Raw genomic sequence first — 17,765 nt, 5'->3', positions numbered from 1 at the left:
GTCACCTGTCCCTTTCCGCCGTGGGGCCGGAGCCGCTGATCGGCAGGATCAGCCGGACCTCGGTCCCTTCCCCCGGCTCGGACCGGATCTCCGCCCGGCCGCCGTGCCGCTTCATCCGTCCGATGATCGAGCCCCGGACGCCGTGCCGGTGATTCTCCACGGTATCCGGGTCGAAGCCCTTGCCCCGGTCCCGGACGAACACGCTCACCTGCTCCGGCTCCACCTCGGCGTACAGCGACACGGTCTGCACACCGGCGTGCCGGGCCGCGTTGACCAGGGCCTCCCGGGCGGCGGCCACTATCGCGCCCACCCGCTCGTCGGTCTCCCGGTCGCCGACCACCACCACCTCGACGGTGATGGCGAAGGTGTCCTCCACCTCGGCGGCGGCCTGCTCCAGCGCGGCCGCGAAGCGCTCGGTGGGCGACGCGGTCGGCTTGTAGAGCCAGTTGCGCAGCGAGCGCTCCTGACCCCGGGCCAGCCGCTGCACCGTCTTGACGTCGCTGGCGTTGCGCTGGATCAGGGCCAGCGTGTGCAGCACCTGGTCGTGCACCATCGCGGCCAGTTCGGCGCGCTCCTGCTCCCGGATGCGGCCCTCCCGCTCGGATCGCAGCTGGTTCCAGGTGCGCCAGAGCACCGGACCGGTGACCACGCCCACGCCGGCCAGCCCGACCAACGCGAAGATCACGCCGTTGAGCACCGCGTCGAAGTTCTGCGACGGCGAGTAGACGGCCGCCACGCCGATGATGCCGACCGCGACGAGCACGCCGCCGCCGATGAAGCGCAGCACGAACGCGCGCCTGTCGCTCTCCTCCACCACCGCGCCCAGCCAGGGCACCGCGGAGTCGCCCCACTGCCGGCGGCGCTCCGGGGCGGCCTGGTGCCAGATGACGCCCGCGCCGACCGCGATGATCGCCACCAGCCAGCCGGCGGTGCCGGCCGCGCCCACCGAGTTGAACGCGACCACCTGGAGCAGCAGCACGCCGAGGCCGATCACCACGAACGGCAGCAACTGGGCGAGGTCGCGGCGGGGCGGGGCGGCGGTGTCGCCGGGGCGGGGCGGGACCACCGCCCAGAAGGCGGCGTAGAGCAGCAGTCCGAGACCACTCAACCCGAGCAGCACCATGAACGCCACGCGGACCCGCAGCACCGGGATGCCCAGGTGCTCGGCGATGCCCGCGGCCACCCCGGCGGCCAGCCGGTGCTCGGTGGCCCGGTAGAGGCGCGGGGCGTGCGGTGCGGGGGTGCTGCTGATCGGAGACTCCCAGGTCGAGGCGGATGTGGCGGCGGCGCCGACGCTCAGATCGTCACACGGCGGCGACGCCCCGGACCACGGGGACGCCCCGGAGTTTCACCGGCCGCGGATCTCAGGGTGGGGTCAGGGTCGGGTCCGGAGGCTGTTCGGGCGGCCGGGGCAGCAGTATCGAAGCCATGAACGAGGACGCTGCCCGTCCGCCCCGCCCCTGGGCGGCAGCACAGGACGCCCCGCCGCCGCCCCCGCCGGGAGCGGCGCCCACCACCGACCAGGCGGCACCACCGCCCGGCGGCGGCACGCCGTTCGCCGGTCCGCCACCCGGTGGGTACGCCCCACCGCCCGGCGCCGCCGGCTTCACCACCCGGTACGGCCTGGTACGCCCTCGCCAGGGCCGCTACCTGGCCGGGGTGTGCGCCGCCATCGGCCGGGCCACGAACACCGACCCGGTGCTGTGGCGCGTGCTGCTGGCCGTGCTCGGCTTCTTCGGCGGCATCGGCATCATCGTGTACATCGCCGGCTGGCTCATCGTCCCCGGCGAGGGCGACACCGCCTCGCCGCTGGAGGCCATGCTCGGCCGGGGCCGGTCCAGCATGTCGCCGATCACGGTGATCGTGCTCAGCATCGTGGTGGCGCTCGGCTTCGCCTACGTCGTGACCGACGGGTTCCGGGCGATCCTGCTCGGCGCGGTGATCCTGATCGGCGGCGCGCTCCTGCTCAACCGCGACCAGCGCGGCCCGGCGCAGCGCCCGGCTCAGCCGGCGCCGCCGCACGGTCCCCCGCCGGGTCCGGTGCCGCCGGTGGCCTGGCCCGCACCGCAGGCCCCGGCGCCGGGTACATGGCCCGCGGCTCCCCCCGCGGCGCCGTGGACCGGCGCGCCCGCCGGGCCGGCCGTGCCGCCGGCACGCCCCGGCGTGGCGCCCGCCACCGGCCTGCCCGGCGCTGTCCTGCCCGCCACCCAACCGGAGCCCGGCTACCCGCCGGCCCGCCGCCCCGAGCCGGGGTACCCGCCCGCGCCCGAGCCCGGCCACCCGCCGGTGCCCGCCGCCGAGCCCGACTACCCGACGCCGGGCGCCTCTGAGCCGGACAACCCCGTGACGTCCGGCGCGGAGCACGAGCCGGGCAACCCGGCGAGCTTCTCCGGGCCCGCGACCGGCTACCCGACGCTGCCCGCGCCGGGCTGGCCCGCCGCTGCGGGCACCCGGCCGGCCCCGGCCGAGCCGACGACCGTCTCGATGCGGCACGTGACCGGCGCGGTCGCCGACACCGCCTCCTGGCCCACATACGGCGGGAACCCGGCCTGGCCGGGCGCGCGGGACGCGGGCTCCCGGCTGGACGAGCCGGCCGCCGTGCCGCCGCCCGCGCCGGTGGGCGCGCCGCTGCCGCCCGGCGGCTACCGGCCGCCGTTCGCCCCGCACGGCCCCTACGCCGGATCACCGCCCGGCCCGCCCGTCCCGCCACCGGTCCGGCCGCCGCGGCCGCCGAAGCGGCCCAAAGAGCGCTCGGCGCTCGGCGCGGTCACGTTCTCGCTGATCTTCCTGGCGCTCGGCGTGGTGGCCATGCTCGACCTGCTCGACGTCTTCCCGGTCGGCGCCGCCGGCTACTTCGCCGCCGTGCTCGCGACCATCGGCCTCGGCCTGCTCGTCGGCACCTGGTTCGGCCGGGCCCGCTGGCTGATCGCGCTGGGCCTGGTGACCGCGGCGGCGCTCGGCATCGCCACCGTCGCCGAGTCCTACGACCGGGTACGCGGCATCGACGGCAACGTCACCTGGGCCCCGACCGACCTGCGCGACCTGGCGAGCCGGTACGAGAACAACCTCGGTGACGCGACGCTCGACCTGCGCGGTATCGACTTCGACAAGCAGGACGTCCAGGTGACAGTCGACGTGAACCTCGGCAACGCGACGGTGGTCGTACCGCCGAACGTCGACGTGACCACGGTGGCCGACGTGAACGCCGGTGACGCCACCGTCTTCGGCCGGCGCAGCGGCGGGCTCGGCGGTCGTCAGTGGGAGACCACCGACGCCGGCCCCGACGGTCCCGGTGGCGGCAAGCTACGCCTCTTCGTCCACGTGAACGCCGGCAAGCTGGAGGTGACCCGGTGAAGGCGCACCGTACCGACCTCGTGTCGCTCGCTTTCGGACTCCTCTTCCTCGGCCTGTCCGTCTGGTGGCTGCTGGCCCGGATCCTCGGCCTCGCCGTACCGCCGGTCGGCTGGTTCCTGGCCGGCGGGCTGGTGGTGATCGGACTGCTCGGGCTGATCGGCGCGCTGCGCTCGGGCCGCGCCCCGGAGCAGCCCGCCCCGCCGCCCGCACCGGAGGTCACCGTCGCCGCGCCGTACGGTTCCCCGGCCGGTGGCACGGCGACGGCCGGTGGCACGGCGACGACCGACGGCGCCGACGAATGGGCCACCGAGGCGACCACCGACCCCGCCGAGCCGGCCACCCGCGAACTGCCGCCGCTCGACGAACCGGCCGACGAACCGGTTCGGCAGCGCCGTACGCCGGAGGATCCGGCCTGACCGCGCCACTGCGGCGCCCTTCGGACGCGGCCTATGCTGGTCGGCGGAGATCTCGCCTCCGCCGGCCGGCCCGCGCCCCCGACTCGCCGGAGCCGCCGGTCGGGTCGCCGGAGCCGCCCCGTCCGTTCGCTATCTCGTCAGGAGCCCGTCCGACATGACCCAGTCCCCCGCCGTGCGCGTCACCGGTCCCTCCGGTGCGGTCCGCATCGGCGAGCGCGCCGCCCGCACGCTCGTCAGCGAGTTCGCCCGGCGTAACGACCCGAAGGCCGGCCTGCTGGTCGGTGCGACCCCGGAGTCCGCGGTGCTGGCCGCCGCGATCGAGGCGCTGCTCCCCGGCGACCGGCTGACTGTGGTGCCGGCGGAGGGCGCCGCCGTGGCGGCGCTGCGCGAACACGTCACGGCGCAGGGCCGCTGGGTCGCCGACCGGGTACGCGTGGCCGACACGCTCGCCGAGGCGGACGCCGCCGCGGTGGTGATCGTCGCCGAGCCGTTCACCGGCACCGCGGACGAGGCGCGCGCCGCCGTCGACGGGTTGGTGAAGTACCTCGCCGAGGGCGCGGTGCTGAGCGTCGCCGCGCCGCTGTTCCGCACCGAGGGCGCCGACGGCGAGCTGGACCGGCAGGGCGTGCTGCACGGCGTACGCACCGACCTGGTGCTGCGCAACACCCCGCCGGTACGCGTGCACCACCTGCGCTTCAGCCCGGCGCCGGTCGCGCTCGCGGCCTCGCTGTCCCCGGCGTACCGGCCGTCGAGCGTGCCGCTGACCCGGGGCATGCACATCGACTCGAACGGCGTGGCCGCCGCGGGCATCACGCTCGGCCTGGCCGCCCTGGCCCGGGCCGCGCGGCCGAAGTCGAAGCTCTGGCTGCTGCCGGCGCTGGCCGCCGCGCCGGTGGCCGCGTTCTTCCGGGACCCGGAGCGGGACGTGCCGGAGGACCCGTCGGCGGTGGTGGCCTCGGCGGACGGTCAGGTGCTGTCCGTGCAGCGCCTTCAGGACGAGCGCTTCGGTGACGGCGAGTGGCTGCGGATCGCGGTCTTCCTGTCGGTGCTGGACGTGCACGTCAACCGCGCCCCGGTGGCCGGCAAGGTGGTCGACTACTTCGTCGCCGACGGCGGGTTCGTCAACGCCATGAAGCCGGACGCCGAGCACAACGTGGCCGCGTACACGGTGCTGGACACCGACCACGGCACGGTGGTGGTCGCGCAGCGCACCGGGCTGATCGCCCGCCGGATCGTGCAGCGGGCGCCGGTCGGCTCGCTGCTGGCCCGGGGGGAGCGCTTCGGCCTGATCCGGTTCGGCTCGCGTACCGACGTCTACCTGCCGGCCGACGCCGCGGACCCGCTCGTCGGCCCGGGTGACAAGGTGGTCGGCGGCGCCACGGTGATCGCCCGCTGGCGCTGAGCGCGGCACACGAAGAAGGGGCGCCGCTCTCGCGGCGCCCCTTCTGTCGTTCTCGGGTCAGGCGGTACGGCGCTGGTGCAGCCAGAGCAGCGGGCCGCTGACCAGGTAGCCCACCACCACGAGGGCGAACGTGAGCCGGATGTCGACGAGCGCACCCACCACCGGAGCCAGCCAGAGCCACGGCGGCAGCCTCAGCAGCCGGGCGAGCTTGGCGTACGGGAAGCTGGACACCATGGCGAAGGCGAGCAGCGCCACGCCGGCCACCATGACCAGGCCGGGGACCGGCACGCCGATGGCCACGGTCAGGGCCAGCACTGCTGCCGCCATGGTGGTCGGCACGCCGCAGAAGAAGCGGCCGTCCTTCGGCGAGACGTTGAACCGGGCGAGCCGGATCGCCGCGCAGGCGGCGACGAGCGCACAGGAGACCGCGGCGGCCGCCGGGGGCGCCGAACCGGCCAGCGAGGCGTAGACCACTACCGGCGCGGCAAGGCCGAACGAGCACATGTCGGCGAGCGAGTCCATCTGCGCGCCGAACGGGCTGGCCACGCCGAGCTTGCGGGCCAGCGCACCGTCGAGGCCGTCGAACGCGACGCAGGCGATCAGGCAGATCGCGGCGATCTGCACGTCACCGCGCATGGCCAGGAAGATGGCCAGCATGCCGAGCATGAGGCTGCTCAGCGTGCACGCGTTGACGAGCGCGAACTTGGCCCGGCGGGCGGCGGTGCGCTCACCCGGCAGGAGCGGGATCGACATCGCCGAGGCCTCGTCGTCGACCGGGGCGGCCGGGGCGAGCGCCGGGCTGACCGGGCGTACCGCCTCGATCTCGGTGTCGAGCCGGCCGTAGCGCAGGCGCTGGCGATCGGCGTAGCGGTGGTCGGGGGTGACCCGGTCGGTCCCCGAGACGGCCATGCCGTCCCGGCGGCCCACTCGGACCAGCAGCACCTGGCGGGCGAACGTGCTGCTGCGGCGCAACCGGCCCGCCCAGCGACGCCCTGCGGGGCGCGGACTGTCAGTCGTACGACGCCGGCGCCATGGGGCTCTCGGCACGTTTCCTCCATCACCGGATCGGCTGGCCGCCCTCGGCGGGGCGGGTGTCCGGCTGTCTCGTGCCGGACCTTTCGGATCCGGCAGCCCTTTTGCGGAGTACACCATTGCACAGGGGACAGGGGCTTGGCGATAGCTGCCGGCGGTAGTTATATCTGGCGTAACCGCGCGAACCGCTCAATCATTCCCATCTCGGGCTTCATCGCCCGTTTTCGGTGTCAACCCTTACTCCTGACTGTACCGGAGGTCACCAAGGGCGGCTCGGCGAGCGATTCAGCTCACCCTCCGGCCGGTGGCGCGGGCCGCCACGTCGGTCATCCGCAGGGCCGTGACCTGCTCCGGGGCGAACCAGGCCGCCCGCGCGGTCGAGCCACCGGCCAGCTCGGTCACCACCGCCTCGGTCGGCGCGTCCACGCGTACCCGGTAGATCACCCGGACGCCGTGCCAGTCCAGCGGGCGCCGCTCCGGACCGAGCGCGCCCGGGTTGTGCAGGTTGTCCACGGCGATCAGGTCGACCACCCGGCCCAGCTGCCCGGCCTCCTCGACCAGCTCGCGCAGCAGACCGGCGGCCGGCTGCTCACCGTGGTCGGTGCCGCCGCCGGGCAGGTGCCACTGACCCGCGCCCGGGTAGCCGTCGGCGATCATGGTGAGCAGCACCCGGCCGGCGGGGTCGGTGACCAGCCCGTACGCGGCGAAGCGCTGCCGTCGGTCGGCGGCCGGCCCGGCCGGGTCGACGGGCAGCCCCCGGGGCATGCCGGCCGGCAGTGGCGTCACCGGCAGGCCGAGCAGCTCGGCGGTGAACGGCATCAGCAGCCGGGCGGCGGCCTCCTCGGGCGTGAACCAGCCCACCTCGTCGGTGCCACCGGCCGGCTCGGGCCGCAGCCGCCCGCCCCGCGCCTCGACCTCGAAGATCAGCCGGTCGGTGTGCATCGCGACGGTCTCGGTGCGGAACGGGGTCACGTCGGCCACCGCGGCCCGGATCGCACCGGGCGCCACGGTCAGGCCGGTCTCCTCGGCGAACTCGCGTACCACGGTGTCGGCCGGGTGTTCCGCGTGCTCGACGCCGCCGCCGGGCAACTGCCACACCCCCGGGTACGGGCACCGCGCCGAGCCGCGCGCCAGCAACACCCGCCCCTCGGAGTCCCGCAGCACCCCGTAGGCCCCGATCCGCCGCCGCTGCTCCACAGCCCACCCCTCCCCCGCGCCCCACCCCGTCGATCATGAGGTTAGCGGTACCGAGGCGGACATCTCGCCCCGTCAACCTCATGATCGCCGGGGTGGGGGCCCGGAGGGGCCGGGGGTCAGAGGAGGTGGGCGGCCTGGACCGCTTCGGCCGTCACCTCGGTGAGGCGGTCGGTGGGGAGGGCGCCCAGTTCCTCGCGGCGGAACCAGCGGGCCTCGCAGGTGGAGCCGCCGATGTCGGCCACCGTGGGTGGCGCGGGCTGGTCGACGACCACCCGGTAGAACGCGCGTACGCCGTGCCAGTCGATCGGGTAGCCCTCCGGGCCGAGCGAGGCGGCGTCCCGGTGGCTGGCCACGCCGAGCAGCTCGACCAGGCGGCCGGTCTGGCCGGTCTCCTCGACGAGTTCCCGGATCAGCGCCGCGCCCGGCTGCTCGCCGTAGTCGGTGCCGCCACCGGGCAGGTGCCAGCAGCCGGCGCCCGGGTAGCCGTCGGAGACCCGGGTCAGCAGCACGCGCTCCTCCGGGTCGGTCACCACCGCGTACGCGGCGAAGCGCTGCGCCCGGTGCAACCCGTCCGGGCCGGGTACGGCGTAGAAGGAGGGGAACTCGGGCACCTCCTCCGGCACGATGTCGTCGGTGGAGGTGGGCAGGCCCAGGGCACGTGCGGTGAACGACCGCAGCGGCAGTTCCCGGGCCTCGTCGAGGGTGAACCAGCGGGCCAGGTCGGTCGGGCGGTCGACCCGCTCGGTGAGCGTCCCGCCGCGTACCGAGACGGTGTAGAGCAGCCGGTCGGTGTGGATCGTGATGTGCCGCTCGGGCAGCGCCCGCATGTCGGCGAGCACGTCCTGGAGACCGGCCACAGCCACCGAGAGCCCGGTCTCGGCAGCGGTCTCCCGTACGACTGTGTGTTTGGGGTCCTCACCGTGGTCGACCGCGCCTCCCGGGAGCGACCAGGTGCCGGGGGTGCCGGAGCGCTCCGATGCGCGGACCAGCAACACTCGGCCGTTTGAATCAGCACAAACTGCGTATGCCGCGATCCTGCGGAGCGGCTCCAGCGAGGTGGTCACGGGAGCAAATTCTCCCCGGAGCGGGTTACCGGGATCGAAAAGAGTCAGATTCCTGACTCTCGGCTGGCGTCTCAGGGACGGTTCAGGGTAAGCGTCCGGGCGGTCACCGAGGTCGCCCGCCACAGCGCGCGGGACCGTTGACACATGACCTTCCCGAACCCCTCCCAGGCCCCGTACAAGCAGCTCCGCCGACCGGTCAGCGACCGCATGATCGCCGGGGTGGCGAGCGGCCTCGGCCGCTACTTCGCCGCCGACCCCACGCTGATCCGGGTGATCTTCGCAGCCGCCACGGTGCTCACCGGCGGGCTCGCCGCGCTCGCGTACCCGATCATGTGGTTCCTGATGCCCGAGGAGCCGGCCGGCGCCCCCGCCTGGCCGCACCCGCCGGGCACCGCGCCGGGCTGGCCGCCGGTCCCGCCGACTACGCAGGCGCCGACTACGCCGCAGGTGCCACGGCCCGAGGCCGGACCGCAGGCGCGGCCGGACGCCGGACCGCAGACACCGCCGGCGGCCTGAGCCCCGTCACTCCCACTCGATGGTGCCCGGCGGCTTGCTCGTCACGTCCAGGACCACGCGGTTGACCTCGGCGACCTCGTTTGTGATCCGGGTGGAGATCCGGGCCACCACGTCGTAGGGCAGCCGCGACCAGTCGGCGGTCATCGCGTCCTCGCTGGAGACCGGGCGCAGCACCACCGGGTGACCGTAGGTGCGCCCGTCGCCCTGCACCCCGACGCTGCGCACGTCGGCCAGCAGCACCACCGGGAACTGCCAGACGCCCCGGTCCAGGCCGGCCGAGGTCAGCTCCTGCCGGGCGATCAGGTCGGCCTTGCGGAGCACGGCGAGACGCTCCTCGTCGACCGCGCCGATGATCCGGATGGCCAGGCCCGGGCCTGGGAACGGGTGCCGCCACACCATCGCCTCGGGCAGTCCCAGCTCCAGGCCGATCGTGCGGACCTCGTCCTTGAACAGCGTGCGCAGCGGCTCGACCAGCGAGAACTTCAGGTCCTCGGGCAGGCCGCCGACGTTGTGGTGGCTCTTGATGTTGGCGGTGCCGGTGCCGCCGCCGGACTCCACCACGTCCGGGTAGAGCGTGCCCTGCACCAGGTATTCCACGTCGCCGTGCGCGGCGATCTCCCGGGCGGCGGCCTCGAAGACCCGGATGAACTCCCGACCGATGATCTTGCGCTTCTGCTCCGGGTCGGTGACCCCGGCGAGCGCGCCGAGGAACCTTTCCCGGGCGTCGACCACCTTGAGCTTGATGCCGGTGGCGGCGACGTAGTCCTTCTCGACCTGCTCGGCCTCACCGGCGCGCAGCAGGCCGTGGTCCACGAACACGCAGGTGAGCTGGTCGCCCACGGCGCGGTGCACGAGCGCGGCGGCGACCGCCGAGTCGACGCCGCCGGAGAGACCGCAGATGACCTCCTTGTCGCCGATCTGCTCGCGGATCCGGGCGACCTGCTCGTCGATGATGTTCGACGGCGTCCACGTCGGTTCGATGCCGGCGATGTCGTACAGGAAGCGGGTGAGCATCTCCTGGCCGTGCGCGGTGTGCCCGACCTCGGGGTGGAACTGCACGCCGGCCCGGCGGCCGGCCACGTCCTCGAACGCGGCGACCGGCGCGCCCGCCGACTCGGCGGTGACGGTGAAGCCCTCCGGGGCCTCGGTGACGCAGTCGCCGTGGCTCATCCAGACCGGCAGGTCGGCGGGCAGGTCACGCAGCAGCACGCCGGGCTCGGTCAGGCGCGGGCGCAGCGGGGTGCCGCCGTACTCGCGGTTGCCGGTGCGCGCGACGGTGCCGCCGAGCGCCTGGGCCATGGCCTGGAAGCCGTAGCAGATGCCGAAGACCGGAACCCCGGCGTCGAACATCCCGGCGTCGATCTGCGGCGCGTCCGGAGCGTAGACGCTGGCCGGGCCGCCGGACAGGATGATCGCGGCCGGGTTCTTCGCCAGCATCTCGGACACCGGCATGGAATGCGGGACGATCTCCGAGTAGACCTTCGCCTCGCGGACACGGCGCGCGATGAGCTGGGCGTACTGGGCTCCGAAGTCCACCACGAGGACGGGGCGAGGCGTGCTCATGTGCGCAAAGCCTACCGACAGTCACGGGACCGCCGGACGCGCCCCGGCGATGTGGCGGGATGCATGTGTTAACAGGGGGCCCTTCCTCTACAGGAGGCGTTAAGAAGGGGCCCTTCCTTTCACCGCAGGGCGGCGGGGGCGTGGGCGGGGACGGCGGGGCGCCGCGGCGCGACCGGCGCCACCCGGGTGTACGCCGACCCGGGCGCCGGGCGCGGGTCCGCCTCGCCCTTGTTGGGCCAGTACGACATGGCCCGCTCGGCCTGCGCGGTGATCGTCAGCGACGGGTTGACGCCCAGGTTCGCCGAGACCGCCGCGCCGTCCACCACGTGCAGCCCCGGGTGGCCGTACACCCGGTGCCACGGGTCGACGACCCCCTCGTCCGGGGTGGCGCCGATCACCGCGCCGCCGAGGATGTGCGCGGTCACCGGGATGTTGAACGGCTCGGTGACCGCACCGCCGGGGGTGCCGCCGATCTCCTCGGCGAGCAGCCGGGCCGCCGTGTTGCCGGCCGGGATCCAGGTCGGGTTGGGCTCGCCGTGGCCGGGGCCGGAGACCAGCCGGCCCCTGCGGTAGCGGGTGGTCAGCGAGTTGTCGACCGACTGCATGACGAGCGCGATGACGGTGCGCTCGGACCAGCGGCGTACCGACAGCATCCGTGCCGCCAGCACGGGCTGCCGGACGATGCTGCCCAGCCAGCGCCGGACCCGGTGGGGACCGCCGTCGACGAGCAGCGACTGGAGCAGGCCCATCGCGTTGGAGCCCTTGCCGTAGCGGACCGGCTCGATGTGGGTCTGCGGGTCGGGGTGGAACGAGCTGGTGATCGCCACGCCCTCGGTGAAGTCGAGGCCGCGCCGGCGGGCCGAGCCGGGCGCCACCGAGGCGCCGAGGATGGCCTCGGAGTTGGTCCGGGTCAGCTCGCCCAGCCGGGGCGAGAGCGCCGGCAGCGCGCCGGTCGCCTTCATCTTGTGCAGCAGCCGCTGGGTGCCGAGCGCGCCGGCCGCGAAGACCACCTGGTCGGCGTGGATCACCTCGCGCCGCTTGCGCAGCCACGCGCCGGTGCGCTCGGTGTGCACCGCGTAGCCGCCGGCCGGGTCCGGGCGGACGGCGGTCACGGTGGTCAGCGGGTGCACCCGCACGCCGAGCCGTTCGGCCAGCCAGAGGTAGTTCTTCACCAGCGTGTTCTTGGCGCCGTGCCGGCAGCCGGTCATGCACGAACCGCAGTGGTTGCAGCCGGTGCGCTCCGGCCCGGCCCCGCCGAAGTACGGGTCGGCCACCCGCTCGCCGGGACGCCCGATGTGCACGCCGACCGGCGTCGGGTGGTAGGTGTGCGCCACCCCCATGCGCTCGGCCACCGCGCGGACGGCCTGGTCCGCGCGGGTGTCGATCGGGTACGTGGTGACGCCGAGCATCCGCTTCGCCTGGTCGTAGTGGCGGGCCAGCTCGTCGCGCCAGTCGGTGATGTCCCGCCACTGCGGGTCGGTGTAGAACGCGTCCAGCGGCTCGTAGAGCGTGTTCGCGTAGACGAGTGACCCACCGCCGACCCCGGCGCCGGAGAGCACCAGCACGCCGCCCCCGGCCTTGCGGTCGGCCGAGCGCAGCAGCGTGATCCGCTGGAGCCCGAAGCAGCCGAGCCGGGGCGCCCAGAGGAACCGCCGCGCCCGCCAGGAGGTACGGGGGAACTCGTCGTCGGCGAAACGCCGCCCGGCCTCCAGGACCCCTACCGAGTAACCCTTCTCGGCCAGCCGCAGCGCGGTGACGCTGCCGCCGAACCCGGAACCGATGACGACCACGTCGTAGCGCATGGACGCATCATTACCGACCGGTAGCTATAGCGCCAACGAGGCTTTTTCGCACATCATGCAGAGCGCTCGATCGCCGGGATTCCCGCCGTTGCAACCCGTGGGCCCACCTGGCGCGTCGAATCCACGGGGAGGAACGAACGTGACGAGACGACGCCTGCTGGGCCTGGCCGTACTGGTGGCGGCGCTGCTGGTGGCCACCGGAGCGGTGGTGACCACCCGGCTCGTCGCGAACCGTCCCGCCGCACCGGTCGCCGGCCCGACCACCCCGTCCCCGACCCCGGCCTCACCCACGCCCGTCCCGACGACCGCCAGCCCGACGCCGCCGCCCGGCGCCGACCTGAAGGGCCCGCTCAACCTGCTGCTCGTCGGCGTCGACACCCGGGTCAGCATCCCCGGCTGGGAACCGCACGCCGACGCCGTGCTGCTGCTGCACGTACCGGCCGGGCTGGACCGGGCGTACCTGTTCTCGCTCCCCCGGGACCTGGTGGTGGACATCCCCGCCTACCCGAAGGCCCGCTACCCGGGCGGCCGGACCAAGCTCACCCACGCGATGAGCTACGGCAGCCGGGTGCCGGGCGACAAGGGCAACCCCAGCACCGCCCAGGGGTACGAGCTGCTGCGCACCACCGTCTCCCGCTACACCGGCCTGCGCATCGACGCCGGCGCGGTGATCACGTTCGGCGGCTTCGACAAGCTGGTGGACACGCTCGGCGGCGTGGACCTCTACGTCGACCAGCGGGTCGAGTCCCGGCACCGCCGCCCGGACGGCACCATGCGGACCCTGAGCGGCGGCGGCTACACCGGGCCGCAGATGGTCTACGAGAAGGGCACCCGGCACCTGACCGGCTGGCAGGCGCTCGACTACGCGCGGCAGCGCTACACCGCGGGCGGCGACTACACCCGCCAGCGGCACCAGCAGCAACTGCTCCGGGCGCTGGCCCGCAAGATCCTCGACCAGGGCACGGCCCGCGATCCGCAGCGGGTCGAGCAGGTGGTGGCCGCGCTGGGCAGGACCCTGGTGTACGCCGGGGGCGGCCGGAAACTGATCGACTTCGCGTACGCCCTGGGTGGCCTGCCGGCGGACCGGCTCACGCTCGTCGTGCTGCCCGGCGCCGGGGTGGGCGGCGGCGGCGCGTACCGGGGTGAGCAGCTCAAGCCGCTCGGCCGCGACTTCCTCACCGCGCTGCGCGGCGGGCGGGCCGACGCGTTCCTGGCCGCCCACCCGTCGCTGCGCGTGCGGAACTGACGCCCTACAGCGGCTTCGGGGCGGGCGGACGCTCGGTGCCGTACAGCCACGGGTCGAAGACCTTGGCCAGCTTCTTGCCGGAGATCCGCTCGGCCAGCGCCACGAAGTCGGCGGTGGTGGCGTTGCCGTTCTTCCGCTCCGCCGCCCAGGTGCGCAGGACGGCGAAGAACGCCACGTCGCCCACCGCCACCCGCAGCGCGTGCACTGTCATCCCGCCCCGGTCGTAGACCGAGCTGCTGAACAGGCCGGCCACTCCCGGCTTGCCCGGCGGCGTACGCCACACCGGCCCGCCGGCGTTCGCGTACTTCTGCTCGAACGTGCGCTGCACGGTGGTCGAGCCGACGTGCTCGGCCCACAGCCACTCGGCGTACGTGGCCAGCCCCTCGTTGAGCCAGATGTCCTGCCAGCGCTGGATCGACACGCTGTTGCCGTACCACTGGTGGGCCAGCTCGTGCGCGACCACGCCGGTGTTGTCGCCCTGCCGGAAGAAGGTGGCCGAGTAGACCGGACGGCTCTGCGTCTCCAGCGCGTACCGGATGCGCTCGTCGGCGATCACCACGCCGCCGTACGCCTCGAACGGGTACGGCCCGAAGACGCTCTCCAGGTAGTCGGCGACCTCGACGGTGCGCGCGATGGACCGGTCCGGCGCGCCCTGCGCCACCTGCGTGGTGACCGCGCTGTAGACCGGCCGCCCCTTGTGCCGCGCGGTGGTGATCCGGAACTTCCCGATCGCCACCATGGTCAGGTAACTGGCCGTCGGCGCGGTCTCCGACCACTTCCAGGTGGTCCAGTCGCCGCTTGTCGTCCTCCCCTTCGGCACGCCGTTGGAGATCGCCGTCAGTCCCTTCGGGACGGTGATCTCCATGTCGTATGTGGCCTTGTCCGACGGGTGGTCGTTGACCGGGAACCAGGTGCTCGCCGACTCCGGCTGCCCGAGCGCGATCGCCCCGTCGGCGGTGTGCAGCCAGCCGCCCTCGCCCAGCGACTCGGTGCGCAGCGCCTCCGGCCGGCCGTCGTACCGGATCTCGGCGGTGAACCCGTTTCCGGAGGTCAGCCCGACGGCCGGGGTGACCACCAGCTCGTCGGCGGTACGGCTGTGCCGGGCGGCGGCGCCGTCCACTGTCACCGACCGGACGGTCAGCCCGGCCAGGTCCAGGTTGAACGCGGACAGGTCGGCGGTCGCGGTGGCCCGAAGCGTGGTGGTGCCGCTCAGCTTGTCCGTCTCCGGGTCGTAACGCACCTTCACCGTGTAGTGCGCGACGTCGTACCCGCCGTTGCCGTAGCTCGGGAAGTTCGGATCGCCGGCGCCGGCCCCGCCCGGCGCGAAGCTGCGCGAGGTCGCCGGCGCGGGGCCGGCCGGGGTCGCGGGACCCGGGTCCGGCTCGGCCGAACCGCAGCCGGCCACCAGCACCGTGCCGCAGACCAGCAACCCGAGCCGTCGTCGTGCGCCGCGCCGCGTCATCGCCTCGATCCCTCCCGGGGGCCCGTTCGGCGGCCCCCGCCCACGGGCCGCTCCGACCGCGGCAGCCTACCCAGCGGCGGTCACGCGTTCGTCACGGCAGTCCCGGCGGCGTGCCACCGACCAGCCAGGCGTCGAGCAGCGCCCGCAACGGCCGCCCGGACGTGCGTTCGGCGTACCCGACGAAGTCGGCGGTGGTGACGTTGCCGTCGCGGTGCTGCGCCAGCCAGCCGCGCAGCACCCGGTAGAACGTCTCGTCGCCCACCGCGCGGCGCAGCGCGTGCACGGCGAGCGCACCGCGCTGGTAGACCGCGTCGCCGAACATCCCGGCCGGGCCCGGGTCGACTGTGGGCTTGGACCAGTCGGTGGCCGCGTAGCGCTCGGTCACCGTCTGCGCCACGGTCCGCCCGCCGTCGTGCTCATCCCAGAGCCATTCGGCGTACGTGGCGAAGCCCTCGTTGAGCCAGATGTCGCTCCACCGGGCCACCGAGACGCTGTCGCCGAACCACTGGTGCGCCAGCTCGTGCGCGACCACCTCGGTGTTCGGCAGGCCGTCGCGGAAGAACGCCGGCCCGTAGACCGGCCGGCTCTGCGTCTCCAGCGCGTACCTGATGCGTTCGTCGGCGACCACCACGCCGCCGTACGCCTCGAACGGGTACGGGCCGAAGCGCTCGGCCAGGAAGTCGGCGACCTCACCGGTGCGGGCCACCGACGCGGCGGCCGGCCCGTCGGCGGGCAGGCTCGCGGCGACGGCGGTGACGAGCGGCTTCCCGGCGTGGGTGCCGCTGCTGACCCGGTAGTCGCCGATCACCAGCGTGCTCAGGTAGCTGGCCATCGGCGCGCGCTCCGACCAGCGCCAGGTGGTCCAGCCGCCGCTGGACGTCCGGCCCGCCGGCACGCCGTTGGACAGCGCGGCGAGGCCGTCCGGCACGGTGACCGCGAGGTCGTAGGTGGCCTTGTCCGACGGGTGGTCGTTCACCGGGTACCAGGTGCTCGCCGACTCCGGCTGGCCGAGCGCTATCGCGCCGTCCGGTGTGGCGTGGAAGCCGCCGTCACCGAGTTCGGCGTTCGGCAGCGGCTGCGGCACCCCGCCGTACGTCACCTCGACGGTGAACCGCTTGCCCGACGGCAGCCCGCGCGGCGGAGTCACGATCAGCTCGGCGCCGTCGTGGCGGTGCTTCGCCGCCTCGCCGTCCACCCGCACCCGCTCGACGCCGAGCCCGGCCAGGTCGAGCTGGAACCGGGACAGCGCCCGGGTGGCGGTGACGGTCAGCGTGGCGGTGCCGGTGAGCTTGTCGCCTGCCGGGTCGTAGCGCACGTCCAGCGCGTAGTGGCCGACGTCGTAGCCGCCGTTGCCGGCCCCCGGCACGTACGGGTCACCGGCGTCCGCCGCGCCCGGCCGGAACCCGCCCTCGTCGCCACCCCCGGTGCACCCGCTCAGCGCGAGCGCCGCCGCCAGCCCCGCCGCCCAGACCCGCCCGCGTCTCACCCGGCGAGCCTAGACGCGCGACGGCGCGGGCAGGGCCGGAACACGTCCGCGCCGCCGCCCGCGCCGCCGCGCGGTGCTCAGTGGTGCTCGATGGTGCTCAGCGGTCGAGGACCAGCCCGACCTTCTGGAACTCCTTCAGGTCGCGGTAGCCGCACTTGGCCATCGCGCGGCGCAGGCCGCCGAAGAGGTTGAGCTGGCCGTCCGGCTCGTCGGCCGGGCCGAACAGCAGCTTCTCCATCGAGCCGAGCGGCTCGCCGGCCACCTCGAACGCGCCACGGGGCAGCGACGGGTGGCTGGCCGCGGAGTGCCACCAGGCACCGCCGGCCGGGGCCTCCTCGCAGAGCGACAGCGGCTCGCCGAGCATCACCGCGTCCGCGCCGCAGCCGAGCGCCTTCGCGATGTCGCCGGAGGTCTGCATGTCGCCGTCGGCGATCAGGTGCACGTACCGGCCGCCGGTCTCGTCCAGGTAGTCGCGGCGGGCCGCGGCGGCGTCGGCGATCGCGGTGGCCATCGGCACCCGGATGCCGAGCACCGACTCGGTGGTCGACCAGTCGTCGCCGCCGATGCCCACGATCACGCCGGCCGCGCCGGTACGCATCAGGTGCAGCGCGGTCTTGTAGTCGGTGCAGCCGCCGACGACGACAGGCAGGTCCAGGTCGGCGATGAACTCCTTGAGGTTCAGCGGCTCGTCGGTGGTGGAGACGTGCTCGGCCGAGACGAGCGTGCCCTGGATGACCAGGATGTCCACCCCGGCGTCGAGGATCACCGGGGCGAGCGCCAGGGTGTGCTGCGGGGAGACCCGCACCGCCACCGTGCTGCCGCCCTCACGCAGCTCACGCACCCGCTCGGCGATCAGGTCGGGGCGGATCGGCTCGGCGTAGACCTCCTGGAGGCGCTTGGTCGCCCGCGCGTCCTCGCCGAGACCGGCCAGCTCCTCCAGGATCTTCGCCGGGTTCTCGTACCGGGTCCAGAGGCCCTCGACGTTCAGGACGCCGAGGCCGCCGAGCTGGCCGAGCCGGACCGCCGAGGCGGGGCTCATGGTCGCGTCCGAGGGGTGCGCGACGCACGGGATGCCGAACTGGTACGCGTCGAGCTGCCACCCGGTGGAGACGTCGTCGACGTCCCGGGTGCGGCGGCTCGGCACGATGGCGATGTCGTCCAGGTGGTAACCGCGCTGCGCGGTCTTGCCCAGCCCGATCTCGACCACGTCACGCATGGGGGACTC

General features: G+C 74.3%; 14 protein-coding genes. 5 read left to right on the top strand and 9 right to left on the bottom strand.

Annotated features, from left to right (window positions below):
* Position 1 precedes the first annotated feature (1 nt).
* A complete protein-coding gene (locus AB0C17_RS20860) occupies positions 2-1,252 on the bottom strand; it encodes a PspC domain-containing protein (RefSeq protein WP_357388889.1) in 1,251 nt (416 codons plus the stop codon).
* 176 nt (positions 1,253-1,428) lie between these two features.
* Here AB0C17_RS20860 and AB0C17_RS20855 point away from each other — a divergent pair, with 176 nt between their 5' ends.
* The 3 genes from AB0C17_RS20855 (at position 1,429) to AB0C17_RS20845 (ending at position 5,172) form a co-directional block, all read left to right on the top strand.
* The gene (locus tag AB0C17_RS20855; RefSeq protein ID WP_357479942.1) at positions 1,429-3,354 is read left to right on the top strand and encodes a PspC domain-containing protein; all 1,926 of its coding nucleotides are present in this window, start codon (positions 1,429-1,431) and stop codon (positions 3,352-3,354) included.
* A complete protein-coding gene (locus tag AB0C17_RS20850) occupies positions 3,351-3,770 on the top strand; it encodes a hypothetical protein (RefSeq protein ID WP_357388891.1) in 420 nt (139 codons plus the stop codon). The genes AB0C17_RS20855 and AB0C17_RS20850 overlap by 4 nt, the downstream gene beginning before the upstream one ends.
* Before the next feature lie 154 nt (positions 3,771-3,924).
* Positions 3,925-5,172 (top strand): phosphatidylserine decarboxylase, encoded by a 1,248-nt coding sequence (locus tag AB0C17_RS20845; protein WP_357388856.1) that lies wholly within the window; start codon positions 3,925-3,927, stop codon positions 5,170-5,172.
* Positions 5,173-5,229: 57 nt separating this feature from the next.
* Here the strand turns inward: AB0C17_RS20845 and AB0C17_RS20840 are convergent, their stop codons facing one another.
* The 3 genes from AB0C17_RS20840 to AB0C17_RS20830 all read right to left on the bottom strand — a co-directional run bounded on the left by AB0C17_RS20840 (position 5,230) and on the right by AB0C17_RS20830 (position 8,465).
* Positions 5,230-6,144 carry a CDP-alcohol phosphatidyltransferase family protein gene (locus AB0C17_RS20840; RefSeq protein WP_357388858.1) on the bottom strand — a complete coding sequence of 305 codons (915 nt, stop codon included), beginning with the start codon at positions 6,142-6,144 and terminating at the stop codon, positions 5,230-5,232.
* Positions 6,145-6,489: 345 nt separating this feature from the next.
* Positions 6,490-7,401: an NUDIX domain-containing protein gene (locus AB0C17_RS20835; protein WP_357388860.1), complete on the bottom strand. Its 912-nt coding sequence runs from the start codon at positions 7,399-7,401 to the stop codon at positions 6,490-6,492.
* A gap of 116 nt (positions 7,402-7,517) precedes the next feature.
* Positions 7,518-8,465, bottom strand: a complete 948-nt coding sequence (locus AB0C17_RS20830) for an NUDIX domain-containing protein (RefSeq protein ID WP_013288532.1) — start codon at positions 8,463-8,465, stop codon at positions 7,518-7,520.
* Positions 8,466-8,609: 144 nt separating this feature from the next.
* On the opposite strand from AB0C17_RS20830, the gene AB0C17_RS20825 reads away from it, so the two are divergent.
* Complete coding sequence (locus tag AB0C17_RS20825; protein ID WP_357388862.1) at positions 8,610-8,981, top strand: PspC domain-containing protein; 372 nt, start codon at positions 8,610-8,612, stop codon at positions 8,979-8,981.
* A gap of 6 nt (positions 8,982-8,987) precedes the next feature.
* On the opposite strand, the gene guaA is transcribed toward AB0C17_RS20825, so the two are convergent.
* Positions 8,988-10,544: a glutamine-hydrolyzing GMP synthase gene (gene guaA, locus AB0C17_RS20820; protein ID WP_357388864.1), complete on the bottom strand. Its 1,557-nt coding sequence runs from the start codon at positions 10,542-10,544 to the stop codon at positions 8,988-8,990.
* A 119-nt stretch (positions 10,545-10,663) separates the two neighbouring features.
* Positions 10,664-12,346, bottom strand: a complete 1,683-nt coding sequence (locus tag AB0C17_RS20815) for a GMC family oxidoreductase (RefSeq protein ID WP_357479940.1) — start codon at positions 12,344-12,346, stop codon at positions 10,664-10,666.
* A gap of 139 nt (positions 12,347-12,485) precedes the next feature.
* On the opposite strand from AB0C17_RS20815, the gene AB0C17_RS20810 reads away from it, so the two are divergent.
* Positions 12,486-13,592 carry an LCP family protein gene (locus tag AB0C17_RS20810; RefSeq protein WP_357479937.1) on the top strand — a complete coding sequence of 369 codons (1,107 nt, stop codon included), beginning with the start codon at positions 12,486-12,488 and terminating at the stop codon, positions 13,590-13,592.
* Positions 13,593-13,596: 4 nt separating this feature from the next.
* On the opposite strand, the gene AB0C17_RS20805 is transcribed toward AB0C17_RS20810, so the two are convergent.
* The 3 genes from AB0C17_RS20805 to AB0C17_RS20795 all read right to left on the bottom strand — a co-directional run bounded on the left by AB0C17_RS20805 (position 13,597) and on the right by AB0C17_RS20795 (position 17,756).
* Entirely contained in the window at positions 13,597-15,054 is a 1,458-nt protein-coding gene (locus AB0C17_RS20805) for a M1 family metallopeptidase (RefSeq protein WP_357479934.1), read from the bottom strand.
* Positions 15,055-15,145: 91 nt separating this feature from the next.
* Positions 15,146-16,540, bottom strand: coding sequence for a M1 family metallopeptidase (locus tag AB0C17_RS20800; RefSeq protein ID WP_357479931.1), 1,395 nt, complete (start codon positions 16,538-16,540; stop codon positions 15,146-15,148).
* Between the two features lie 97 nt (positions 16,541-16,637).
* Positions 16,638-17,756 (bottom strand): GuaB3 family IMP dehydrogenase-related protein, encoded by a 1,119-nt coding sequence (locus AB0C17_RS20795; RefSeq protein ID WP_357388874.1) that lies wholly within the window; start codon positions 17,754-17,756, stop codon positions 16,638-16,640.
* Positions 17,757-17,765: the final 9 nt, after the last annotated feature.

It is taken from the genome of Micromonospora sp. NPDC048887 (genome assembly GCF_040649715.1).
In the GTDB taxonomy this organism is placed as follows: Bacteria; Actinomycetota; Actinomycetes; order Mycobacteriales; family Micromonosporaceae; genus Micromonospora.
The sequence above is the reverse complement of the archived record's forward strand: the minus strand, read 5'-3'. Positions and strand labels throughout refer to the sequence as shown.